At 70.4% G+C, this 24326-nt stretch carries 19 protein-coding genes; 9 read left to right on the top strand and 10 right to left on the bottom strand.

Annotated elements, in window-relative coordinates:
- Nucleotides 1-244: 244 nt before the first annotated feature.
- The gene (locus tag ACTHK2_RS18625; protein WP_440247232.1) at nt 245-787 is read right to left on the bottom strand and encodes a pseudouridine synthase; all 543 of its coding nucleotides are present in this window, start codon (nt 785-787) and stop codon (nt 245-247) included.
- A gap of 49 nt (nt 788-836) precedes the next feature.
- Nucleotides 837-1796, bottom strand: a complete 960-nt coding sequence (locus tag ACTHK2_RS18620; RefSeq protein WP_440247231.1) for a class I SAM-dependent methyltransferase — start codon at nt 1794-1796, stop codon at nt 837-839.
- A 201-nt stretch (nt 1797-1997) separates the two neighbouring features.
- On the opposite strand from ACTHK2_RS18620, the gene ACTHK2_RS18615 reads away from it, so the two are divergent.
- Nucleotides 1998-2165 carry a DUF1328 domain-containing protein gene (locus tag ACTHK2_RS18615; protein WP_331647603.1) on the top strand — a complete coding sequence of 56 codons (168 nt, stop codon included), beginning with the start codon at nt 1998-2000 and terminating at the stop codon, nt 2163-2165.
- Nucleotides 2166-2256: 91 nt separating this feature from the next.
- Here ACTHK2_RS18615 and ACTHK2_RS18610 read toward each other — a convergent pair whose 3' ends face one another.
- Nucleotides 2257-3906 carry a hypothetical protein gene (locus ACTHK2_RS18610; protein ID WP_440247230.1) on the bottom strand — a complete coding sequence of 550 codons (1650 nt, stop codon included), beginning with the start codon at nt 3904-3906 and terminating at the stop codon, nt 2257-2259.
- A gap of 238 nt (nt 3907-4144) precedes the next feature.
- On the opposite strand from ACTHK2_RS18610, the gene ACTHK2_RS18605 reads away from it, so the two are divergent.
- Both ACTHK2_RS18605 and ACTHK2_RS18600 read left to right on the top strand, forming a co-directional pair.
- A complete protein-coding gene (locus ACTHK2_RS18605; protein ID WP_440247229.1) occupies nt 4145-6871 on the top strand; it encodes a protein kinase domain-containing protein in 2727 nt (908 codons plus the stop codon).
- Between the two features lie 140 nt (nt 6872-7011).
- A complete protein-coding gene (locus ACTHK2_RS18600) occupies nt 7012-9447 on the top strand; it encodes an outer membrane protein assembly factor BamB family protein (RefSeq protein ID WP_440247228.1) in 2436 nt (811 codons plus the stop codon).
- A 508-nt stretch (nt 9448-9955) separates the two neighbouring features.
- Here the strand turns inward: ACTHK2_RS18600 and ACTHK2_RS18595 are convergent.
- On the bottom strand, nt 9956-12178 hold the full coding sequence (locus ACTHK2_RS18595; RefSeq protein WP_440247227.1) for an NADP-dependent isocitrate dehydrogenase: 2223 nt from the start codon (nt 12176-12178) through the stop codon (nt 9956-9958).
- Between ACTHK2_RS18595 and ACTHK2_RS18590 the strand changes: the two genes are divergently transcribed.
- Nucleotides 12156-12446: a hypothetical protein gene (locus tag ACTHK2_RS18590; protein ID WP_440247226.1), complete on the top strand. Its 291-nt coding sequence runs from the start codon at nt 12156-12158 to the stop codon at nt 12444-12446. The genes ACTHK2_RS18595 and ACTHK2_RS18590 overlap by 23 nt on opposite strands.
- A gap of 77 nt (nt 12447-12523) precedes the next feature.
- A complete protein-coding gene (locus ACTHK2_RS18585; protein ID WP_440247225.1) occupies nt 12524-13468 on the top strand; it encodes a DegV family protein in 945 nt (314 codons plus the stop codon).
- Nucleotides 13469-13756: 288 nt separating this feature from the next.
- Here ACTHK2_RS18585 and ACTHK2_RS18580 read toward each other — a convergent pair whose 3' ends face one another.
- The 6 genes from ACTHK2_RS18580 to ACTHK2_RS18555 all read right to left on the bottom strand — a co-directional run bounded on the left by ACTHK2_RS18580 (nt 13757) and on the right by ACTHK2_RS18555 (nt 18790).
- Nucleotides 13757-14254 carry a hypothetical protein gene (locus ACTHK2_RS18580; RefSeq protein ID WP_440247224.1) on the bottom strand — a complete coding sequence of 166 codons (498 nt, stop codon included), beginning with the start codon at nt 14252-14254 and terminating at the stop codon, nt 13757-13759.
- A 26-nt stretch (nt 14255-14280) separates the two neighbouring features.
- Nucleotides 14281-14592 (bottom strand): LysM peptidoglycan-binding domain-containing protein, encoded by a 312-nt coding sequence (locus tag ACTHK2_RS18575; RefSeq protein ID WP_440247223.1) that lies wholly within the window; start codon nt 14590-14592, stop codon nt 14281-14283.
- Between the two features lie 103 nt (nt 14593-14695).
- The gene (gene queF, locus ACTHK2_RS18570) at nt 14696-15520 is read right to left on the bottom strand and encodes an NADPH-dependent 7-cyano-7-deazaguanine reductase QueF (RefSeq protein WP_440247222.1); all 825 of its coding nucleotides are present in this window, start codon (nt 15518-15520) and stop codon (nt 14696-14698) included.
- Entirely contained in the window at nt 15517-17007 is a 1491-nt protein-coding gene (locus ACTHK2_RS18565; RefSeq protein ID WP_440247221.1) for an ArnT family glycosyltransferase, read from the bottom strand. The genes queF and ACTHK2_RS18565 overlap by 4 nt, the downstream gene beginning before the upstream one ends.
- A complete protein-coding gene (gene zapE, locus ACTHK2_RS18560; protein ID WP_440247220.1) occupies nt 17004-18113 on the bottom strand; it encodes a cell division protein ZapE in 1110 nt (369 codons plus the stop codon). Before zapE ends, ACTHK2_RS18565 begins: the two co-directional genes overlap by 4 nt.
- Complete coding sequence (locus ACTHK2_RS18555; RefSeq protein ID WP_440247219.1) at nt 18110-18790, bottom strand: alpha/beta hydrolase; 681 nt, start codon at nt 18788-18790, stop codon at nt 18110-18112. Before ACTHK2_RS18555 ends, zapE begins: the two co-directional genes overlap by 4 nt.
- 74 nt (nt 18791-18864) lie before the next feature.
- On the opposite strand from ACTHK2_RS18555, the gene ACTHK2_RS18550 reads away from it, so the two are divergent.
- From ACTHK2_RS18550 to ACTHK2_RS18535, 4 genes are all read left to right on the top strand, one after another.
- The gene (locus ACTHK2_RS18550) at nt 18865-20172 is read left to right on the top strand and encodes a choice-of-anchor Q domain-containing protein (protein ID WP_440247218.1); all 1308 of its coding nucleotides are present in this window, start codon (nt 18865-18867) and stop codon (nt 20170-20172) included.
- Between the two features lie 80 nt (nt 20173-20252).
- Nucleotides 20253-20816: an ECF-type sigma factor gene (locus tag ACTHK2_RS18545; RefSeq protein ID WP_440247217.1), complete on the top strand. Its 564-nt coding sequence runs from the start codon at nt 20253-20255 to the stop codon at nt 20814-20816.
- The gene (locus ACTHK2_RS18540; protein ID WP_440247216.1) at nt 20813-23356 is read left to right on the top strand and encodes a protein kinase domain-containing protein; all 2544 of its coding nucleotides are present in this window, start codon (nt 20813-20815) and stop codon (nt 23354-23356) included. The genes ACTHK2_RS18545 and ACTHK2_RS18540 overlap by 4 nt, the downstream gene beginning before the upstream one ends.
- Entirely contained in the window at nt 23353-24150 is a 798-nt protein-coding gene (locus ACTHK2_RS18535) for a hypothetical protein (RefSeq protein ID WP_440247215.1), read from the top strand. The genes ACTHK2_RS18540 and ACTHK2_RS18535 overlap by 4 nt, the downstream gene beginning before the upstream one ends.
- Nucleotides 24151-24326: the final 176 nt, after the last annotated feature.

The following is a 24326-nucleotide window of genomic DNA, read 5'->3' as shown; positions in this document are numbered from 1 at the left end:
AAGCAGCGGAACCGCGTGCCGTGTCGGCGGCCATGCGTTCACAAGGGTGGCGCGGCCGATCGGCGACACGTGCCCGTGCGCAGCGCAGGCGAGGTCAAGAGCATCGCCGCTTGCGCCGCTGCCGAAAAGCGCGGCACACGATACGCCGCGTAGGAGCGCACCCTGTGCGCGACCGTCGCGCTCCATTGTATCGCGGTGCGGCGGTCGCCCACAGGGTGGGAGATGCGCCGTTGTACCGGCCGCCTCAGCGCACCACGCGTACGCCGCCAGGCGCGAGCCCATCCAGTCCATACGGCCCGATGCGCGTGCGCACGAGGCGCAACGTCGGCAAGGCGACCGCGGCGGTCATGCGCCGCACCTGGCGGTTGCGGCCTTCGCGGACCGTCAGCAGGAGCCAGGCATCGGGCACGCTCTTGCGGTAGCGCACGGGCGGGTCGCGCGGCCACAGCCAGGCGGGCGGCGCATCGAGTGCGTCGACCTCGGCCGGCAGGGTCGGGCCGTCGGCGAGCACGACGCCGCGCCGCAAGGCGTCGAGGGCGGCCGGTGTCGGCGTGCCCTCGACCTGCACGAGATACGTCTTGGGTTGCTTGTGCCGCGGATTGGTCAGGCGATGCGCGAGCGCGCCGTCGTCGGTGAGGAGCAGCAGGCCTTCGCTGTCGTGATCGAGGCGCCCGGCCGGATAGACGTCCGGCACGTCGACGAACTCGGCCAGCGTGCGCCGCGGCGGCACGCTGCGATCGGTGAACTGGCACAGCACGCCGTACGGCTTGTTGAGCAGGACGAGCATGCGCGCCGCGGGCGACGCGTTCGCACGCGGCGAACGCGCCGGTATCGCGTCAGTGCTTCTGCGCCTGGTCCGGCTGGCGGAAGATCGTGTCCGGGCCCGGCTTGACGAACTTCAGCGTCATGCGGTCCGACTCGCCGATCGCGAGGTACTTGTCCTTGTCCTTGTCACCGAGTTCGAGCGTCGGCGGCAGCGTCCACACGCCCTTCTCGTAATCCTTGGTGTCCTTCGGATTGGCGTTGATCTCGCTCGTCTGGACCAGCCTGAAGCCCGCATCGGTCGCGAACTTCACGACCATCTCCTGCGGCAGGTAGCCGGAATTCTTGATCTTCTCGAAATCCGCGTCCGGCGCCGCGCGATGGTCGGTCACGCCGAGCACGCCGCCCGGCTTGAGCACGTCGAAGAACGCCTTGAACTTCGCCTCGGCGGTGCCGCCGACGGCCCAGTTGTGCACGTTGCGGAACGTGACGACGACGTCGGCCGAATTCGGCTCGCCGAACACCGGCGCCTTGCCGTCGAACTCGACCGTCTTCGCCTCGCCATAACGCTCGGCGTCGGCGGCGAAACGCTGCTCGAGCTTGGCCTTGTCGGTCGCCGCCTCGCCGTCCGGACGCGTCGGCTTGGCCACGGCCGCGATGTAGGTGCCGTTGCCCTTCATGAGCGGCGCGAGGATCTCGGTGTACCAGCCGCCGCCCGGCGTGATTTCGATCACCGTGTCGCCCGCCTTGAGGCCGAAGAACTCGAGCGTCTGCTTCGGATGGCGGTACTGGTCGCGTGCCTTGTTCGCGGCCGAGCGCCAGTCACCGGCGAGGATGCCGTCGAGCTTCGCGCCGAGCAGCTCGTTCGCGCTCTGCGGCGGCGTCGGCTGCGCCGGCTGGTCGGCGGGTGCAGGTGCGGGCGTCTTGGCCGGCATGGCCGGATGCGGCGCCGTCGCAACCGGCGCGGACGATTCGTTCGCGCCGCAGGCGGCGAGGGCGAGTGCGAGCGGAAGCAGGCAGGCGAGCTTTTTCATGGCGTTCCTCGGGTCGGTGGTACGCGATTTCTCGGGGGCGCGAGGGTAACACAGCGCTCCCTGCAGCCACGGCCATCCGCGCGCTGAATGGTGCGCCGCACGGGTCACTACGCATTCACCCGCATCGCGCCACCTTGGACCTGCGATGCGCGCCTGCGCTTGCAGCAGCGATCGCACGGAATCCACTGCAAGGAGAATCGCATGCTCCACTACGCCATCGTTTTTCTGGTGATCGCGCTCATCGCAGGCGTGCTCGGCTTCGGCGTCATTGCCGGCACCGCGGCGTCGATCGCGAAGATCCTGTTCCTCGTGTTCCTCGTCCTGTTCGTCGTGTCGTTGGTCATGGGTCGCCGCGGTCCGGGCGTCTAGCACCGCTGACAGCGGCGGCGCAGGCACCTGCGCCGCCGCAAAATGACGAGGCGGCCGCCCGCGATGCGGCGACCCTGATCGACGACGACGCCTAGCCGTCGTACCCGTTGCGGAAGATCAGATCGATCGGATTCGACGGCGTCGCCATCAGCAGCACCGAGCCGTAGCCATTGACTGACGCCGAGACGAGGATCGTGCCGTCCGCGCCGATCCACGAATCGCCACCGCGGTCGTATTGCGCCACGCCCGCGCCTCCCGCCGGGGTGAAGCTCGTGATGGCCGCCTGTACGTTGCCCGCCGCGGTCGGTACCCATGCGACATCGCCGGCGCGCAACACGCGGCGCGGCGCTTCGCCGCGCTTGAGGAGCCACAGCGCGTATTCATTGTCCGGGTTCGTGTAGGCTTCCAGCACGATGTCGCCGTTCGCCAGCACCGCGCTCGCGCGCAGGCTGGACCAGATGCGATTGGGCTCGGGCGCATACGGTACGTCGGCACCGATGATTGCGACGGGCTCGGGTGCCTCGCCCGGCCGCACGCGGAACAGGCCCACCGGCGAGGCACCGTCGCCGGTATGCAGGGTGGCCTCGAACGCGGCCCATTCGCCCGCTGCGGTCAGCGTGGACTCGTCGACGGAGGTGAAGGTCGCGTCGAGCCAGTGCGGCGAATACGCACCGGTGTCGCCATTGAGCGCGAGCGGCCAGTTGCCGTTCGCATCGTGGTGGAACAGGCCCCCGAAGCTCGCGCCGCCCACGGCGACGCGTCCCGTCGCGACGAAGAACACGCGACCGGCGTCGGCCGGCTTGGGTGGCCCGTAGACGGAGGAGAAGTACGCGGTCTCGACGCCGAGTTCCGGCCCGAGCGCGCCGGTGTCGTCGTCGGCGACGAGTGCGCGCGGCGCGCCGTCGCACAGCTGCCAGATGCCACCGCGCGAATTGCTCGTCTGCAGGCGCGCGTAGATGGCGCCCTCGGCGCTTACCGCGAATACGCTGAGCGAACCGTTCCAGTCGGCAGGGAACGAGTCGCCGGCGACGAGGCCCGGCGCCAATGTGGGATCGGTCGAGTCCTCGAGCGCGCACGGTACGTTGCCCGTGCCCGGGTCATGCAGTACGACCACGTCGCGCGTCGCAGTGGACGGCGTCGTCACCGTGCCAACGAGCAGCGCGCGCCCGCCGCCAACCATGCGCGCGCCCGCGAACTCGGGCGAGTTCTGGAAGCGCCATCCCGCGCCGAGGCCGGGGCCGAGCGCGCCGTCGGTGAGCACGCGCGCGATCTCGACGTTCTTCGTCCCGTCCCATCGCCACAGACCCCAGCTCGCCTGTGCGTCGCCGAGCGCGGGGTCGCCCGCACGCGCGGCGAACACGCGCTGCCCATCGGGGCCTGCTTCGCTCCAGCCGCCCTGGTATGAGAGGAACACGTGCTGGGTTTCGCCGGCGCCACGTCCGGGGCCGAGCGGGCCGGTGACGCCCGCCTGCACGTAGCGTGAGAGCACGCCGTTGCGCCGCGCCCAGTAGCCGCTGCTCGCGCTCGGCGAACTCACGCGCATCCCGACCATCCCCGCACCGGCGCTGCCGATCGAGACGTCCGAGTACGAGCGGTCCACGCCCGGGGGCAGGTTCGCGACGGCGACGCTGCCGGATTGCCCGGCTACCGCGCGCCACGCCACGGCCTGTGCAGCGGCGGGTGAAGCATGGACGAGGGCGCACGCGACGGCGGCGGCGACGGCGGATGGTTTGATCGACATGGTTCCATTCCTCGGCTCAGGGGTTTTGCGGACGCGCACAGCCACCTCGCCGGATGCAGGGCAGCCGGTTCATTTAGTGGTACGAGGAGGCGCGTAGTGCGCGCGTGGATCATGCTAGCGTAGGGGGTCGCGTGCAGGCGGCCCGTTTCGTCATCGCCGCGGTAACGATTGGGTAACGCGGCCCTCGCACGGCTGCGCCACCCTTGCGCAAACAGATGCCCCGCTTCGAAATTTCCACATGACCGACGCTTCCGACCTGCGCGAGCCGCATGCTTACCGCTATCGTTTCGGCAGCGCCGAGTTCGACGAGGCGCGCTTCGAACTGCGCGTGGCCGACCTGCCGGTCGAGGTCGAGCGACGCGCGCTTGACGTGCTCGCCTACCTGCTGCGCCATGCGGGCGAGGTGGTGACCAAGGAAGAACTGCTGCGCGAGGTGTGGGCCGGTCGCGTGACCGTCGACAAGGTGCTGCCCAATGCGATCGCCAAGCTCCGGCGCGCGCTCGGCGAGGCGAACGCGGAGCGCCTGGTGACGCAGGCACGCGTCGGCTACCGCCTCGACGGCGAGGTCGCGCGCGTCGCGGTCGGCCGGCGCATCGACAGCCGGCTCGAACTCGCAGCCGGCCGGCCCGTCCCCGGGCGACCGAATTTCACCCTGCGGCGCGCGCTCGGCGTGAATCGCGGCAGCGAGGTCTGGCTCGCCGAACAGGCGAAGACGCACGTGCTGCGCGTCTACAAGTTCGGCGCCGACGGCGAGCGCCTGCGCGCGCTCAAGCGCGAGGCGACGCTCGCCCGCGTGCTGCGCGAGAGCCTCGACGAGGGCGGCCACTTCGTCGACATCATCGACTGGAACTTCGAACAGCCGCCGTTCTTCCTCGAATGCGAATACGGTGGCGACAACCTGCTCGAGTGGGCGGGTGCGTCGCTTGCCGCGACCGGCACCGAGGCGCGCCTCGCGCTGTTCCTGCAGATCGTCGATGCGGTCGCGGCTGCCCACGGCGTCGGCGTGCTCCACAAGGACCTGAAGCCCGCGAACGTGCTCGTCGATGGTCGCGGCGGCACGCCGCACGTTCGCCTGACCGACTTCGGCAGCGGCCATCTCGTCGACCCCGAGCGCCTCGCCGAACTCGGCATCACGCGGCTCGGGCCCGCGACCGCGCGCGATGTCGCGACCGACTCGACCGCGGGCACCGCGCTCTACGTCGCGCCCGAGCTGTTCGCCGGGCAGGCACCGACCGTGCGCAGCGACGTCTATGCGCTCGGCGTCATGCTGTACCAGCTCGTCGCCGGCGACCTCGCCCGGCCGATGGCGTCCGGCTGGGAGCGCGACGTCGACGACGAGCTGCTGCGCGAAGACATCCGCCTGGCGACGGACGGCGAGCCGCAAAGACGCCTCGCGAGCGCGGCCACACTCGCCGCACGCCTGCGCAGCCTCGAAGCGCGGCGCGAGGCGCGCGCGGCCGGCGCACTGTCCGAGCAGCGTGCGCGCGAAGCGCGCGAGGCCGTCGCACGCAGCCGCGCGCGCCGGCCGTACGTGATCGCGCTCGTCGGTGCGCTCATCGCCGGTCTCGCCCTTGCGCTCGGCCTGTGGATCGCGGCCACGCGTGCGCGCGACGACGCGCGGCGCGAGCTCGGGCGCGCGAACGCGATCAATCGCTTCCTCAACGAGGACCTCATCGGGCGATCCAATCCGCTCGTGCTGTCAAAGGGTGGCGATGCGTCGCTCAAGGACGTGCTGCTCGGCGCGCGCGCGCGCATCGCGACGCGCTTCGCCGCGCAGCCGCTCGCCGAAGCGTCGATCCGCACGAGCCTTGCGATGCTGCTCAACATGATCGATCGGCTGCCCGAAGCCGAAGACGAGGCACGGCGCGCGCTCGCGCTGTACGTGCGCGAGGAAGGCGAGGCGAGCCGCGATGCACTCGAGGCGCGCACCCTGCTCGCGCGCCTGCTCACGCGCACGGGCAAGTTCGACGAGTCCCTCGAGCACCTGCACGCACTCGATCGCCTGATCGGCGATTCGACCGATCCCCGCCTGCGCTTCCTGCGCGCGTCGGCGTGGGGCCTCGACGCGATGAACCGCGGCGACTACGCCAGGGCGCTACCGGAGTACCGCACCGCGATCCCGCTGCTGCGCGCTACCGACCCCGGCAATTTCACCTTGCGCGACTCGATGCGCATGGACCTCATCGGGGCCCTCACCCAGACCGGCCATCTCGACGAGGCACGTGCGGAAGGCGAGGACCTCATCGCCGAAGCGCGTTCGCGCCCGGACGACAACGCCCTCGTGATCGCCTTCGCGCAGGCCGCGATCGCCCGCACCTGGACGCAGGGCGGCGATCCGGCGAAGGCCGAGGAACGACTGCTCGCGGCGCAGAAGACGATCGTCGAGCGCCTCGGCGAAGATCACACGCGCAATCTCATGGTGCTGAGCGACCTGTTCGACGTCGCGATGAAGCGACGAGACTGGCCGCACGCGCTCGACTACGCACGGCGCGTGCACGAGGGATTTCGGAAGCTGTTCGGCCCGGGGCACAACGTCACCGCGGTCACGCTCGCGAACTGGGGCCAGGCCCTGTACGAGTCGGGCGATACGCGCGACGCCGAGCCGAAGTTGCGCGAGGCCGCGGCCAAGCTCGCCGCGCAACTCGGCGCGGACAATCCACAAAGCCAGGTTGCCGCGTTCTGGCTCGCCGCGGCCGAGATCGAACTCGGACGCGTCGACGACGCGATGCGAGGCCTCGGCACGCTCGACGCAAAGGCACTGGAGGCTGGCGCGGCGGACGGATGGTGGAAATTCCGCCTCGACGCGCTGCGTGGCCTCGCGCTCGCCCGGCGCGGCGATCGTGCCGCCGCCGAGCCGCTGCTGCGGACGGCGGTGGAGGGGCTCGGCGCGGCTGGCGCCGCCGACACGGTGGCCGCGAAAGCGAACGAGACGCTGCTCGGGCTCGCGCACGACCACGGATCCTGATCCGCGCTGCAGCCGCTCCGGGCCCATGGTATCGATGTGGAATCGGATACGAGGCCGCCCTCGGGCGGCGTGACGGTGGCGTGGAAGCGCTGGCCTCCTGATATTCTCGTGGCACGCTCGACGGAATTAAGGAGGCCTCCATGCGCATGGCACGCGTGTCGACCGCAGGGGTCGCGCTGCTGCTCGCTGCGGGCCCGTTGCATGCGGGCGACGTGCCGCTGCTGCAGCCGCTGTGGACGACGACGTTGTCCGAACAGGCGCTTGCGTACGATGGACTGCCGGGATCCGGCGATCCGGTCGCGCTGCGCCTCGCCGACGGTGGTGAAGTGGCCGTCACCGCAGCGCCGGGCCGGATCGTGCTGCGCCGGTATGCAGCGGACGGCCACGTACTGGATACACGGCTCGAGGACGCCCTTTCGCAGGAGACTCCCGAGGTGGCCGTGCGCGCCGCCCACGACGCGGGGTTCTACGTCCTCGCGGGCGGATCGCAGGGCGAGGCCGTCGTCATGCGCTTCGACGCCGATCTGCAACGTTCCTGGAAGCTCTCGCTGCCGACCGCATCGAGCTGCCTGGTGCAAGGCAGCTGCCTGCGCCTGGCGCTGCTCGACGACGATTCGGTCGTCGCGATGCAAGGGTACCGGGTGACGCGCGTCGAAGCCGATGGCTCGGTCAGCTGGACCTGGGCCGATCCAACGGCGACGAGCGCCTTCGTCCGCGGCGATCTTGCCGTTGCCGACGAGGCGATCTGGGTGGCCAGCTCCGGCGGCGGTTGGCTCGACGGGACCGCGACGCTCACACGACTGGATTTCGGTGGCCTGCTCCTGTCTTCCGACGTGTCTACATGCCATGGCTGCGGCGCCGCGGAGCTGGCCGACATCGACGTACCAGGTACGGGCGGCGTTCGCGTGGTCGGCAATTTCGGCAACCTGGGTTTCTACGCGCGTTACGACGCGCTCGGCCACCTGCTGTACTGGTCGGCCGCCGATGTGACCGAATACCGCCAGGTCGGTCATGACGGTGGTGGCGCCGTCTACGCGCTCGCCGGCTATGACAACGACGCGATCGTCCGTCGCATCGATCCCGCGACCGGATCGACGCTGTGGTCGGTGCCGGGCGGCGACTTCGTCGCGCTCGACGAGGGTGTCGTGGCGATCCGCAAAAGCGTCGCCGGCATCGAAGCGATCGCCATCGATGCGAACGGCACCGGCCGCTGGAGCGTGCCGCTCGCTGCGGCGAATGGCGATGCGAGCCGCGCACGCCGCGACGACGACGGCGTGGTATCGCTGCTCGTGCGCGACACCGCTGCATCCGACGATCCGTGCGCGATCTACCCGCGCGTCGCACACCTCGACGACACCGGCCAAGCGACGTGGTTCGATCGGCCCTGCCGGGGCGTCGAAGTGCCGGCCTCGGTGGCCGGACTCGATGCGCGCACGGATACGGGCGTTCTCGTCGACACGTATGCGCATCTGGCCCTGTACTCGCCGAACGGCGATCTGCGCTGGCGCGTGCACGCGTGCACCTGGTGTGCCGACTACACCGATGCAAGCCTGTGGCCGTCCGCCGTACTCGCCGCCGATGGCGGGGCGTGGGCGGTTCGATGGGATCGTCCGTCGCTCACGCTGCCGGGCGGCAGCACGCACATCCAACGCTTCGATGCGAACGGCGACCTTGCTTTCGAGGTGGCATCGGGCGCCGCCGGGTCGGACTTCGACCCGTTCCGCCTGCTGCCCGGCGACGGCGACGTTGTCGTCCTGCGCACCGGTGCGTTTGCCCCGCTGAAATGGCAACGCGTAGGAGATGACGGCTCCGACACGGGCATACATGATCACGCGCTTCCCGACGGCAACTACGTCATCGAGAGTGCGCGCCGCCTTCCCGACGGCGACACGCTCGTGGCGGTGAAGGGCGTCGGCGGCTGCACGGTGGGTTGTATCCCGACGCATCTGACGCTGCTGAGGCTTGCGGCGAACGGCACGCAGGTATGGCGTTACACCTTCCCGGAACCCGATGCGAGCGCGATCGCGGTCGCGCAGGATGCCGGAGGCCGTACCGCGGCCGTGTTGCCGGCGACGTCGCCCGATGGCTTGCGAATGCGCGTCATCGACGCCGATGGCCAGGCCGACGATGACATCGGCCTCGCCGAACTCGTCCCGTACGAGCAGCCGTGGCAGCTCGTCGCGACGTCCGACGGGCGTTGGTTGTTGGACACGACTGCGAGGATCGAAGACGCCGGCCAGTTCATCTATCGCCTGATCGACTCGACGGGCCACGTCGAGGTCATCCGCTACGATGCCCCCTACGGCTATTTCCAGCAGGCGGCGCCCCTCGGCTTCCTGATGGACGAGTTCGCTTCCGCGGAAACCATCAGGCCGCTGCTGCTCGATCCGCAGACATTGGCCGACCGAGCGCGCTTTTACGCGGGCACCGACGCGAGTGCATACGCGTTGCGCATGCTCGACGACGGCGCCGTTTACGGCGCCTACGAACTGCAAAGCGGCGCCCGGGTCATCGCGCGCTACACCGTTCCCGGAGGCGTGCTGCCCGACGTGGGGTTCCGCAACGGATTCGACTGACGGCGGGCATTCCCGCGCGCTCGATCGTCCGGCGCACGATTGCCCATCGCGTCGCGCCGACGGCGCGACTCGAGCCTGCGCGGTGAAGGACGGGCATGGGCAACGTCGATGCACGGCATGGGCGCCTGCCCTCCTGCTGCGCTCGGATGTTCGTCCGGTCTCATGCCCCGCGAATGCGCGCATGCGTCTCGCCCTTCCCGGCGGACCGAAAAGGCGGTTCCCGCATGCGCGGGAATGACGTCGCGCGAGGCCGCAGCACGGGTGCCCGCCGGAACGCATGCCTTGCCGCCACGCGGATTCGGAATGACGCGGGAGCCGTGACACGCGCCGCTCGTTGCGCGGCAGCGTCGAACCGTCCCAGCGACGTCATGCCCGCGAAAGCGGGCATCCATTCTGCTGTTTCGCCGGACCGGAGGGGATGCCCCGTTTGCGCGGCAATGACGTCGCGCAGGGGCTGCAGCACGGCAGTGCTGGCGCCCTGCGCAGCCATGGCTCCGGGGCGCGTGGTTCAGAGCGCTGCGAGTGCCGCGTTGAACGTCGCGCTCGGGCGCATCGCACGTCCAGCCTTGTCGAGGTCGGCGTGGTAGTAGCCGCCGATGTCGACCGGCTTGCCCTGGGGGCCGTTGAGCTCGCCGACGATGCGCGTTTCCGCGGCCGCGAGCGCCTGCGCGAGCGGCGCGAACCTCGCCTTCAGCCCCGCGTCGTCGTCCTGAGCGGCGAGCGCCTGCGCCCAGTACAGCGCGAGGTAGAAATGGCTGCCGCGGTTGTCCAGTTCGCCGACCTTGCGCGCGGGCGAGCGGTTCTCGTCGAGGATGCGCCCGTTCGCCTGGTCGAGCGTGCGCGCGAGCACGCCGGCGCCCGCGTTGCCGTAGCGCTGCGCGAGGTGCTCGAACGATGCGGCGAGCGCGAGGAACTCGCCGAGCGAATCCCAGCGCAGGTAGTCCTCCTCGAGGAACTGCTGCACGTGCTTCGGCGCGGAACCGCCGGCGCCGGTCTCGAACAGGCCGCCGCCGGCCATCAGCGGCACGATCGACAGCATCTTCGCGCTCGTGCCGAGTTCCATGATCGGGAACAGGTCGGTGAGGTAGTCGCGCAGCACGTTGCCGGTAACCGAGATCGTGTCCTCGCCCTTGCGGATGCGTGCGAGCGAATGCCGCATCGCCTCGACCGGCGCCTTGATGCTGATGTCCAGGCCGCTCGTGTCGTGGTCCTTCAGGTACTTCTCGACCTTGGCGATCAGCTGCGCGTCGTGCGCGCGGTTCGCATCGAGCCAGAACACCGCGGGCGTGCCACTGAGCCGCGCGCGCGACACCGCGAGCTTGACCCAGTCCTGCACCGGCGCGTCCTTGGTCTGGCACATGCGGAAGATGTCGCCCGCCTCGACCGGCTGCTCGAGCAGCACCGTGCCCGCTTCGTCGACGACGCGAACGACGCCGTCGCCGGCGACCTGGAAGGTCTTGTCGTGCGAACCGTATTCCTCGGCTGCCTGCGCCATGAGTCCGACGTTCGGCACGCTCCCCATCGTCGCGGGATCGAACGCGCCGTGCGCCTTGCAGTCCTCGATCACCGCCTCGTAGATGCCGGCGTAGCAGCGGTCGGGGATCACCGCCTTCGTGTCCTGCAGCTTGCCTTCGGCGTTCCACATGCGGCCGGAGTCGCGGATCATCGCCGGCATCGAGGCGTCGACGATGACGTCGCTCGGCACGTGCAGGTTGGTGATGCCCTTGTCCGAGTTGACCATTGCGATCGCCGGGCGGCTCGCGTACTGCGCGCGCAGGTCCGCCTCGATCGCGGCGCGCTGCTCCGCCGGCAGCGTGGCGATGCGCGCATCGAGGTCGCCGATGCCGTTGTTCGCATCGAACCCCGCCTGCTTGAGCACATCGGCATGCCTGGCGAGCACGTCGGCGTAGAATTCTCCGACCACGACACCGAACATGATCGGGTCGGACACCTTCATCATGGTCGCCTTGAGGTGCAGCGAGAACAGCACGCCCTGCGCCTTCGCCTCGGCGATCTGCGCGCGCACGAACGCGGCGAGCGCCTTGCGGCTCATCACCGCGGCGTCGATGATCTCGCCGGCCCTGAGCACGGTCTTCTCCTTGAGCACGGCGCTCGCGCCGTCCTTGCCGACCCATTCGATCTTCACCGTGGTCGGCGCGGCGACGGTGGTCGATTTCTCGCTGCCGTAGAAGTCGCCGGCGTCCATGTGCGCGACGTGCGTCTTCGAATCGGCGCTCCACGCGCCCATCCGGTGCGGGTGCCTGCGCGCGTAGTTCTTCACCGACAGCGGCGCGCGGCGATCCGAATTGCCTTCGCGCAGCACCGGGTTGACCGCGCTGCCCTTGACCTTGTCGTAGCGCGCCTTGGCGTCCTTCTCCTGCGCGTCCTTCGGCTCGTCCGGGTAGTCGGGCAGCGGCCAGCCCTGCGCCTGCAATTCCCTGATCGCGGCTTTGAGCTGCGGGACGGACGCGCTGATGTTGGGCAGCTTGATGATGTTCGCTTCGGGCAAGGTCGCGAGGCGACCGAGCTCGGCGAGGTCGTCGGCGACCTTGCGCTCGCCGAGGAGATCGGGGAACTGCGCGAGGAAGCGCGCGGCGAGGGAGATGTCGCGCGTCTCGACGGCAATGCCCGCCGTGCGCGCGAACGCCTGCACGATCGGCAGCAGGGACTGCGTGGCGAGCCACGGCGCTTCGTCGGTAAGCGTGTAGATGATCTTCGGACTGTCGGACATGGGGCGGATCAACCTCGTCGTGGGCGTCGCGCCGGGCAACGGCACGCGCGAATGTCGGGATGCGGGAATGCCGCCGGGCGCGTCGGACGCGGTTGCGGGGCGGCAAGCCGCCCATTGTCGCGCGTTCGGCCGCGGCGATGAAGCCGCTGGCGCGACCGCGGCCGACCATACGATGCCGTCCGGAAAGGCCATGCCTCCGGCGCGGCCGCGAAAACGAGGGATTTTCACGCTGCGCTGCATGATCCTTGCATGGGCATCGCCATGCTAAGTTTGGAGCGCGGCTCCGCGCGCCGCCGATCGGTCGATCGGCGATAGGGCGCACGGCAATGCCGTGGAGGACCTGCTATGCGCATCGGCTTCGTGGTGGACTCGGCCTGCGACCTGCCCGGCGACTACCTGCACCGGCACGGCTTCACGATCCTACCGATCACCACGCGCATCGACGAGGCGACCCTCGTCGACGATCGCGACCCGGCGGTGCGCCAGCGCTTCCTCGACGAGGATCTCGGCACGCGCGCGCACGCGGCGGAGACCGAGCCGTTCGGCGTCGAGGAGATCCGCGACCTGTTCCTGCGCCGCCTCGTCGTCGACTACGACTGCGTGTTCTGCATCACGATCGCTTCCTCACGCAGCGGCATCCACGCCAATGCGAGCAAGGCGAGCTTCGCGATCCTCACCGACTACCGGCCGATCCGCCGCGACGCCGGCGTGCCCGGCCCGTTCCTCATGCGCGTGATCGACTCGGAGAACCTGTTCGCCGCGACCGGCGTGACCGCGGTCGAAGCCGTGCGCCTGCGCGAAAGCGGCATGAATCCGGGCCAGATGCGCGAGCGCCTCGAGTACATCGCGCACAACACGTTCGGCTACATGATCGTGCGCGACCTCTACTACATGCGCGCCCGCGCGCAGAAAAAGGGCGATCGCAGCGTCGGCTGGTTCAGCGCCGCGCTCGGCACCGCGCTCGACATCAAGCCGCTGCTGCGCGGCTACCGCAACACGACTGCTCCGGTGGCGAAGGTGCGTGGTTTCGACCACGGCGCCGAGACGCTGTTCGCCTACATCGCCAGGCGCGTGCGCGCGGGGCTGCTCACGCCGACGGTATGCGTGAGCTACGGCGGCAAGCTCGACGAACTCGACACCCTGCCCGGCTACGCGTCGCTCAAGCAGACCTGCGCCGAGCACGGCGTCGAGGTGTACGAGGCGCCGATGAGCGTGACCGGCATGGTCAACGTCGGCACCGGCGCGGTCACGATCGGTTTTGCTTCGCCGGAGCATGAGTTCGGCAGCTGACGCTGCAAGTAGGCTGGATCGGCCGCGAAGCCGCGGATGCGCCTTGATACGCCCGGGCGGGCTACCCTGACATTCCGCGAAAGCGGTACTCCATGTGCTCTTGCGCGTCCTCCACAGCGAAAACGGATACCCGCCTTCGCGGGAATGACGCCGACATGTTGCGCGTACGCACGGGCACCGGACATTGCCGGTGAAAAAGAAAAAGGGCGCGATGGCTCGCGCCCTTTTTCGACTCTGGCTCCCGTGCCAGCGCACATCTGTGCTGCACGGGATAAGCGCATCCTGCGCTTACTTGACCGAGAAGTCCTTCGTCGCGACGGACGTGCCGTTGAGCGAGATCTCGACCTTGTAGTTGCCCGCCGGCCAACCGTCCGGCTTGCTGATATGGAAGCTCGTCACGGCCGGGCCGTTCGGTGCGATCGTCTGGCTCGACTCGTTGACGGTCTGGCCATCCTGGAACGTCCACTTCGCGTTGAGCACCGCATTCGGCGCCGTGCCCGTCGTGGAGACGGCCGCGTAGATCGTGTCCTTCGGCGAGAACGTCGTCGTCGGCGTCGTCACCTTCTGGTCCGGGCCGACCGCGGTACCGAGGTCGACCGAAGCGACCGCGACCGGTGCGGGTGCGGGCTCGGCGACCGGCGGCGGCGCGGGCGCCGGAGCCGGAGTGGAAGCGGCCGGCGGCGGTGCCGGGGCCGGAGCGGGTTCTTCCTTCTTGCCGCAGGCGGACAGCGCGAACGCGCCGGCGATCGCGGCGATCAGGGTGAGCTGGCTGCGTGGCTTGATCATCGTCGTTCCTCCAGGATGTCGGGCGTTCAATCGTTGTCGGTGGGAATCTTGAGCACCTGACCGGGCTTGATCAGGTCCGGATCGTCGAGCTGGTCGCGATTCGCCTCGAAGATACGCTTCCAGCGATTCGCGCTGCCGTAGAAATGCTTGGCGATCTTCGACAGGCTGTCGCCCTTGACGACCGTGTAGGTCTGCGCGCCGGACTTCGCCGTGGGCGCGGTCGATTCCACGCCGGATTGCACGTTGCTGAAGTCCGCTTTCGGTGCCGGCGGCGGCGCGGACGACTGGCTGCCGCCCTGCACGTTGGAAAAATCCGGCTTCTTCGGCTCGTTGGCCATCGTCCGCTCTCCTCTCCGTTGCAGGACCCGCACATTACACCCCATCGCGCTTAACCGCGAATGAGTACCGGTGACGCGACGACGTTACGAATTGCATCGCGCGCTACTGGCGCGCGCCACGCGGATTGCCCACGTCGGCGCCGCTGCTCGCTCGCGACGGATTGATGTCGAGGCCACCGCGGCGCGTATAGCGTGCATGGACCTCGAGCGCGTCGGGTGCGCAACGGCGGCTGATGTCGACGAAGATGCGCTCGACGCACTGCTCGTGGAAGCCCGCGTGCTCGCGGAAGGAAACGAGATAACGCAGCAGCCCTTCGCGGTCGATGCGCGGCCCGCGATAGCGGATCTGCACGCTCGCCCAGTCGGGTTGCCCGGTGACCGGGCAATTGGACTTCAGGAGGTTCGACACGAGCGACTCGGCGACCGGCGCGCCGCCCGCGTGCAGGTAGGCGTCGTTCGGCGGCCCGTAGTCATCGACGTCGATCGCGACGGCATCGATCGACTCGCCGTCGAGTTCGCGCAACGCGAGCGAGGCGAAGCGCGACGGCGGCAGCAGCAGCACCTCGACCGGCGCACCCGCCGCGGCGGATAGATCATGCACGAGGTGCCCGCGCAGTGCGTCGATCGAAGCGAGCCGTTCCTGGTTGTAGCTGTTGAGGTAGAGCTTGAACGACTTCGATTCGATGATCGCGGGCGACGTCGCCGGCACGCGGAACTCGGCCAGCGCGACTTCGGGCTTGCCGCGCGCGTCGAGCCAGGACAGTTCGTACGCGTTCCAGACATCGACGCCGACGAACGGCAGTGATGCATCGAGGCCGAGCTCGGCGCGGCCGATCGAACGCGCGATCGGAAACAGCAGGCCGGGGTCGTAGCGGCTCGCGTAAGCGACGCTGCGGCCGAGCGGTCCGTGGGTGTCGGCAGTGGTCATGGCGGCAGCATAGCGCGCGCGTCGGCGCGCCACGCGCAGTCGTCGCCGAGCTCGGCCAATGCGGCGTAACCACGCACGTCGGCGATGCGGCGCCAGGTGACGCCGTAGGCGGCGAGCGCGCGCTCGAGTTCGACGCGGCGCGCGGGCCGCACCAGCAGCAGACGGCAACCTTCGCGCTCCAGCAGTTCGCTCGGCAGGTCCTGGGCCTGCGCCTGCGGCGGCTCGTCCGGCAGGTCGAGTCGTGCGTTTTCGCTGCCGAGGTAGAAACGCAGGCCGAAGCGCGGTGCGTCCACGACGAACGCGACTTCGGCCGGCCGCGGCGACAGCTCGCGATCGATCGCCTGCGCGAGTGCGCGGTCGTCCGCATCGACATCGAGCCGCGCCGGCAGCGCGCGCAGGGCCACCATCGCGACGCACCACGCGCCGAGCAATACGACGACCCGGCTTCGCGGCGTCCACGGCGCGAGTTCGCGCGCGACGACGAGCGCGAGCGGCGCGAACAGCGGCAGCACGTACAACGGCAGGCGTGAGCGCGCGAGCATGAACACCGCGAGCGGAAGCAGCAGCCAGCATGCGAGCAGGCGGGATGCCTCGTCGGCGCGGAGGCGCGCGACCAGGTCGCTGCGGCTCCGCCACCCCGCGCGCAGCAGCAGCGGCAACCAGGGCAGCGTGCCGAGCAGCAGGGTCGGCAGGTACACCTTGAACGCGCCGTACCATTCCGCGTTGCGATGCATCCTGTCGCTCGCGACGCGGTTGACGACTTCCTCGACGAGGAAATAGCGCATCACGCCCGGCTCCTGCCATGCGACGATCGCATACCAGCCGCCACCGACGACGAGGAACACGAGCAACGCGTCCCAGCCGAACGCGCGCCGGACGCCGCGCGTGCCTTCGCTCCACGCCGCGAACCCAACGCAGGCGGCGAACGCGAGCAGGCCGGGCGGCCCCTTGGTGAGGAACGCGAGCGCGAGCGCGAGGCCGAGCAGCAGCCGTGCGCGGCGTGCAGCGCGCGCATCCGTGGCCCACCAGAGCTCGACGAATGCGACGACGCAAAGCGTTTCCCACAGCGCGAGCAGGCTGTCGGTGGTGACGAGGTTGGATGCCGCCGGCGGGAATGCGAACGTCGCGTAGACGAGCGCCGGCAACCACGGCTGATCCGGCACGAAACGCCGGCCGAGGCGGCCGAGGAGCAGGATCGTCGCTGCGAAGGCGAACGCGCCGGGGAGGCGCGCGGCGAACTCGGAGTGGCCGAACGTGGCGACGCTCGCGGCGATGCTCCAGTAGGTCAGCGGCGGCTTCGACCAGTGCGGCACTTCCGGATGCAACATCGGGTGCAGCCAGTCGCCGTCCTCGAGCATCATCAGTGCGACATCGGTGTAGCGCCCTTCGTCGGGCGAATAGAGCGGGCGCACGCCCTGCAGCAGGCACGCGTACAGCACGATCGCGATTGCCACGAGCAGGACGCGCAAACGTGGCGACGTCGTCATGGTTGGTGCTCCCGCGCGAGGTAGTCCTCGCTCTGCATCTCGATCAGGCGCGACTCGGTGCGCGCGAACTCGGCGCGCAGGCGCTCGCCGTCGTAGAGGTCGACGATCGGCGCCGCCGCGGACAACACGAGATTGACGCCGCGATCGTACACCTCGTCGACGAGCTCGATGAATCGGCGTGCGGCATCGTCGGTCTGCGGCGTGAACTGCGGGACATTGGAGACGAGCAGCGTGTGGTAGGCGCGCGCGAGCTCGATGTAGTCGGCAACGCCGCGCGGTCCCTCGCACAACACGGCGAACTCGAACCAGATCGCGCCGTCCGCTTCCGCGCGCACCGGCACCGCGCGGTCGTTGAGCACGAGTTCGAAGTCGCGCCGCACCTCGCCGCGCGCGACGCGCTGGAACGCCGACTGCAGCGCGCGTTCGGCGGGCGCGCCGGGCGGCGTGTAGTAGACCGGTGCCTGCTTGAGAGCGCGCAGCCGCCAGTCGGTCGGCGAGACGAGTTCGATCACCTCGCACTGCCGCTCGAGCAGGGCGATCGCGGGCAGGAATCGCTCGCGCTGCAGGCCGTCCCTGTAGAGCCCTTGCGGCGGTGTGTTCGAGGTGGTGACGAGCACGACGCCGCGCTCGAACAATGCGCGCAGCAGATTGCCGAGGATCATCGCGTCGCCGATGTCGCCGACGAAGAACTCGTCGAGCACGAGCACGTCGAGCCCGGCAGCGAGGCGCGCGGCGACCTCGACCAGCGGATCGCTGCGGCCCTCGAGCGTGCGCAGTTCGGCGTGCACGTCCTGCATGAAACGATGGAAATGCACGCGCCGCTTGCGCGTGGTCGGCAGCGCGGAGCAGAACAGTTCCGTCAGGAACGTCTTGCCGCGGCCGACGCGGCCCCACAGGTAGATGCCGCGCGGCGCCGGCGGCCGCTCGCCGCGCAGGCGCTGCCAGAGCGAGCGCCCGGCGGGTCGCGCGAGCTCGCCGGCGAGGCGATCGAATGCCGGCAGCACCGCGAGCTGCGCGGGATCGGCCTGCCAGTCGCCCGCGTCGACGCCGCGGCGGTAACGCGCGCCCGGCGCGTCGGCACCGGCATCGGTCGCGGCTGCGCTCATGCGCGCGCGGGCGGCAGGTTCGCGGCGAGCGCGTTCTTCAGCGCGCCTCGCAAGTCCATCAGGCGGCGGTGGAAGAAATGGCCGGTCTCCGGCATGCGGATGAGCTGCGGCGGCGGCTGCAGGCCTTGCGCCCAGGCGAACACCGCGCGCGCGTCGACGACTTCGTCGTCCTCACCCTGCACGATCAGCCACGGACAGGTCGCCTCGCCGACCATCGAGAAATCCCAGCGCCCGACCGGCGGCGCGATCAGGACCAGCTGCGCGGCATCGAGCCGCGCCGCCGCGCGCAAGGTGACATAGCTGCCGAACGAAAAGCCGGCGAGCCAGAGCGCATCGCCCGGGCGCTGCGCGCGCAGCCACTGCGCGATCGCGACCAGGTCGTCGGTTTCGCCATGGCCTTCGTCGTGCACGCCTTCGCTGCGCCCGACGCCGCGGAAATTGAAGCGCACGGTCGCGAGGCCGAGTTCGAGCAGCGCGCGCTCGGTGATCGTGACCACCTTGTTGTGCATCGTGCCGCCCTGAAGCGGATGCGGGTGCGCGATGATCGCGATCCCGCGCCGCGGCGGCGCCGCGATCGGCAGCGCGCAGGCGAGCTCGATCGCGCCGGCGGGGCCCGCCAGCAGCAGGCTGGATGATTCGGGAGGAAACGCCGGAGCGGCGGCAGGGGTGTCGTTCATGCGCGAATGATACGTGGATGGCGTTTGCGCCATCCATTTGCGTAGTACCGGATGCCCACCGAGGAGCATCCGCCATGCACGTCTACCCGCCGATCGCCGCCGCCGCCCTCTTTACCGCCTGCGTGGCCGCGCAGGCCGCGACTTTCACCGCCAACCAGGAAGCGGACCTGCCCGACCTCATCCCGGGCAACGGCTTCTGCAATGTGTTCCCTCAGCCCGGCGCGGTGCCATGCACGCTTCGAGCGGCGATCATGGAGGCGAACGCGTTCGCCGGCGCCGATACGGTCGACCTGCTCGCGGGCTTCCATTACGACCTCGATCGCGAGGGCCGGGGCGACGACACCGCCGCGGTCGGCGACCTGGACATCAACGACGACCTCCCGATCCGCTTCTTCGCCTCGGGCGAGCGGCCGGTCGTCCATGCGCACGGCATCGACCGGGTGTTCGACGTGATCTCGGGCAACGTCACCCTGCTCGGCTTCGACATCGTCGGCGGCGTGGCGACGAGCGCGGCGGCGACCTCGGGTGGCGGCCTGCTGGTGCGCTCCGGCGCGGGCACCGTCAACCTCGTCCTCATGCAGGTCAGGAACAACACCGCCGAACTCGGCGGCGGCCTCTACAACAGCGGCAGCGACACGCGCATGAGCGCATCGACCTTTCGCAGCAACATCTTCCGCGGCGACAGCAGCGCGACCCCGTCCGGCAGCGCGATCCGCAACCGCGGCAATCTCGACGTCGCCTACAGCGTGTTCCACGACAACAGCGGCGTGCCGATCACCGCGATCGACGCGCCGGCGGGCACGTTCACGCCGACCGCGAACGCGATCGACAGCGAGCCGCTCGGCGCCGGCAGCGGCGAGGTGCGCATCGCCAACTCGACGCTTTCGGGCAACACGGGCACCGCGATCCACGTCGACGGCGGCGACCTCGAGCTGTCGAGCACGACGCTCGCCGGCAACAGCGAAGTGGGGCTCGCGATGGACGACGGCAGCGTGCTGCTGCACAACACGATGATCGCACGCAACGCGCTCGCCGACTGCTCGATCGCCGCCGTGGTCGACACCGACACGAACCGCTACAACCTCGACTCGGACGATTCCTGTGGCCTGTCCGGCGGCGCAACCAACCGCGTCGGCGTCGATCCGCAGCTCACGCCGCTCGCCGACCATGGCGGGCCGACGCGGACGATCTGGCCGGCACCGTCCAGCATCGCGATCGATCATGGCCATCCGCTCTTCAGCGCGACCGGCTGCGAGGACGACGACCAGTCGCTGAACGACCGCCCGGTCGACTTCGATGGCAACGGCGCGGCGCTGTGCGACATCGGTGCGGTCGAGCTGCAGGGTGACCTGATCTTCTTCGACCCGTTCGATCGCATCTGAGCCCGCGCGTGCGCAGCGCGACCGCCCGCGCCACAATCGCCAGCGTGCCCGCCGTACCGCGGCGGGGCGCGGGGCCAGCGATGGGGACGAGCGACGCCGAACTCGCCGAGCGTCTCGCGCAAGCCGGCTACGGTGACGCGCGCGACCTGCGCGCGCTGCTGCCGGAGGTATACGCCGAGCTCAAGCGCATCGCGCACCGCCAGTTGTTCCGCCGCATCCCCGGTGCGACGCTGTCGACGACCGTGCTCGTGCACGAGGCGTACGCGCGCGTCGCCGCGAACGGTACCGATGCGCGCCTCACGCGCGAGCACTTCCTCGCGCTGTCGGCACGCGTGATGCGCCAGATCGTGATCGACCATGCACGCGCCCGCGCGAGCGCGAAGCGCGGCGGCGGCGGCGTGCCGGTGGAATTCGCACCGGCGGATGGGCATGACGGCAACATTGACGAGGCATTGCTCGCGCTCGACGAGGCGCTCGCGCTGCTCGAGCGTGTCGACCCGCGCCTGCTGCGCCTGATCGAGCAGCATTGGTTCATCGGCCTCGACAGCGACGAGCTGGTCGAGCTCACCGGCCTCTCGCTGCGCACCGTGCAGCGCGAACTCAAGCGCGCGAAGGCCTGGATGGCCGAGTGGATGGCGCCATGAGCGCGCACTGGGACGCCGAATGCTTCGGACGCGTCGATGCGCTGCTGCGGCACGCGCTCGAGCTCGCCGGCGAAGCGCGCACGCACTTCCTCTCCGGGCTCGATCCACCGAGCGCGGCGAGGGTCGCGCGGCTCCTCGCCGCGGCGGAGGCACCGCATGATGCACTCGCCGATGCGCTCGACGCGCGTATCTGGCGCGGCCTTGCCGACGACTTAGCCGCGGGCGAACGCTTCGGCGCCTGGCGTGCGCTCGGCACGCTCGCGCACGGCGGCATGGCGCGCGTGCTGCTCGCCGAGCGCGCCGACGGTGCGTTCCAGCAGCTCGCCGCGATCAAATGCCCGTGGCCGGGCATCGCGGCCGGGCTCGCGGCGCGGTTCGAGCAGGAGCGGCAGATCCTCGCCCGCCTCGAGGATGCGCGCATCGCGCGCCTGCTCGACGGCGGCGTGCGCGGCGACGGCACGCCGTGGCTTGCGCTCGAGTACGTCGACGGCACGGCGATCACGACGCACTGCGACGAACGCCGCCTCGCCCTCGCCGCACGCCTCGCGCTCTGGTCCGACGCGGCTGCGGCCGTGGCCGCCGCACACCGGCAACTGATCATCCACCGCGACCTCAAGCCCGCGAACGTGCTGGTCAGCCGCGACGGTGCAGTCAAGCTGCTCGATTTCGGCATCGCCAAGCTGCTCGATCCGGAAGGCTTCCCGCACGCGGCACCGGCGACGCTCGCGGACGCACGCGCGCTCACCCGCGAGTACGCGAGCCCGGAGCAGTTGCGCGGCGACGCGGTCACGACCGCGAGCGATGTGTACCAGCTGGGCCTGCTGCTGCTCGAGCTCGCGACGGGCGCGCAGCCGTACCGCAACGCCGGCACCAGCGCCGCCGAATGCGAGCGGCGCATCCGCGAGGACGAGCCGCCGGCGGCCTCGACGCTCGCCCTGCGCGGCGCCCGCGCGGGCGCACGCGCGGCCCTGCGTGGCGCGACGCCCAAGGCGCTCGGCCGTCGACTGCGCGGTGACTTCGACGCGATCGTGCGACGCGCACTCGCCAAGGCGGCGGGCGAGCGCTACGCGACCGTCGATGCGCTGCGCGAGGACGTCGCCCACTGGTGCGCCGGCCGGCCTGTGCGCGCGCGCCGTGGCGCGCCGCTGCAGCGTGCGCGCCAATGGCTGCGCCGCCACCGCGTGCTCGCGCTCGGCATCGGCGCCGTCGCCGCGATGGGCGCCGCCTGGCTGTACGCGGTCGTGTCGCAATCGCAGCGGCTCGCGCAGGAAGCGGCGATCAATCGCGCATTGCGCGACTACCTCGTCGGCTGGTTCCAGGCGGCCGATCCGGGCGACATGAAGTCGAACGACCCGCGCGCGAGCCAGATGCTCGCCGACGGGCTCGCCAATGCGCGGCGCGACCTCGATGCGCAGCCCGAACTGCAGGCCGCGGTGATCGGCCTGATCGGCGAGGTCTACATGGCGCGCGGCGAGTACGCGCTGGCCGAGCCGCCGCTGCGCGAGGCGCTCGCATTGCACGCGTCCCTGCCCGACCTCGCGCCCGAGTGGCGCGGCGCGAGCAAGGCGAGCCTCGCGACCCTGCTGCACTACAGCGGCCGCTACGCCGATGCCGAAGTGCTGTTCCGCGACGCGCTCGACGACCGCGTGGCGGCGATCGGCGAGACGGCGCGCTGGACATTGTCGACGCGGCACGCCTACGGCGACCTGCTGCACAGCCGAGGCCGGTACGACGAAGCGGACGCGCAGCTCGCACGCGCGCTCGACGGCGCGCGCGCGACCGTCGGCGAAGCCGATCCGCTCGTGCCCGCGATCGCGCGCAACCTCGCCGACGTGCGACGTGATGCCGGCCGCTACGACGAAGCCGAAGCGCTCTACCGCGCAGCGATCGCGGCGCAACTCACCGCGCACGGCGAGACCCATCCGAACACGATCGCGAGCCGACTCGGCTATGCGCGGCTGCTGCTCGACGTCGGCCGCTACGACGAGGCCGCCGCGCAGGCCGAACCCGCGTTCGCGCGGCTCGAGCAGGCGTTCGGTACGACGTCCCCGGCGGTCACGGACTGGGAGCGCGTCGTCGCCGAACTCGACGAGGCGCGCGGCGCGTACGACGACGCGGCGCGGCGCGTCGAACGCATCGATGCCGACCTGCGCGGGCGCGTGCCGGATGGCCATCTCATCCACGGCTACACCGCGCTCGACGCCGGCTTCATCGCGCTCGCGCACGGCGACGCGATCGCGGCGGCCCGCCATTTCGCGCGCGCGCGGCGCGTGTTCGACGGCGTGCAACCGCTCGGCCACCCGCGCCGGATCGAGGTCGCGCTCGGCGAAGCGCTCGTCGCGCGGCGGCGCGGCGAGCCGGTGCACATGCTAGCGCTGCTGGCAGCCGCGCAGGCGCAGGCAGCCGCGCAGCTCGCGCCGGAACACCGGCTGTTCGCCGCGCTCGCGATCGCGCGCGATGCCGCATCGGCGCCCGCCGCGCCGCCGGGACTCGCGCCCCTGCGCGTGCAGCGCGCACTCGATGCCGGAGGTCCACGGTGACGCATCCACGCATTGCCCTGCCGCCCTGCGCGCTGCTCGGTATCGTGCTCGCCGCCGGCACCGCGCATGCGGGCGAGCTGCCGCTGCCCGACCTCGTGCTGCGCGACGGCTTCGAGCGCCCCGAGTCGGCCGACATCGTGCCGTTCTCCGACGAGTTCGATGCGTCCGCGACGCTCGGCAACTGGCGCCGCCTCTGGCGCGAGGAATACTGGGGCCGCGACCCGCTCGAGCAGTTCGACATCGATGTGTCGCTCGCGGGCTGGATCACGTTCGTGCCGTGGACGAGCACGTGGTACGAGGACTACGTCGGCGAACTCGCGTTCCAGCTCGTCAGCGGCGACTTCGTCGCGACGGCGCGCGTGCGCGCGCGCGCACGGGGCGGCAGCGGTGCGCCGGGCAGCACGCATGGCGGCGCGGCGGGATCGGAGTTCTCGCTCGCGGGCATCCTCGTGCGCGCGCCGCACGAGGACGTGGAATGCTGCGATTCCTCGTGGTGGCAGCCGGGTGCGGAACGCTACGTGTTCCTCTCGTTCGGCGCCGCCGACCAGCCGGGCAGCTACCAGCTCGAGGCGAAGACCACGCGCGCGGCGATCCCGCCCGAGACGCACAGCGTGTCGGCCCTCGAGCTCGCGCCGGCGCAGGCCGACGAGGAGGAACTGCGCGTCGCGCGCATCGGCCCTGCGCTGAGCCTCCTCGTGCGCGACCCCGGCGCTTCGTGGTTCGTGCACCGGCGTTACCGTCGCGACGACTTTCCGCTCGCGCTGCAGGTCGGCATGACCGTCTACACCGACTAGGCGATCGCTTCGACCTATCCGTATGCAGAGCACAACCGCACGCGTATCGAGCATGCGTGGCTCGACGAGCAACAGCCGGCCGATCCGGACCTCGAGGCGCAGTTCGATTATTTCCGCTTCGTGCGGCCGCTGGTGCCCGCCGCGCTCGCGGTCCTCGACCTCACCGACCCCGGCGC

The organism is Dokdonella sp. (genome assembly GCF_051958935.1).
Classification (GTDB): Bacteria; Pseudomonadota; Gammaproteobacteria; order Xanthomonadales; family Rhodanobacteraceae; genus Dokdonella_A.
Note: the sequence above shows the minus strand (reverse complement) of the source record. Positions and strands in the feature narration are given on the sequence as shown.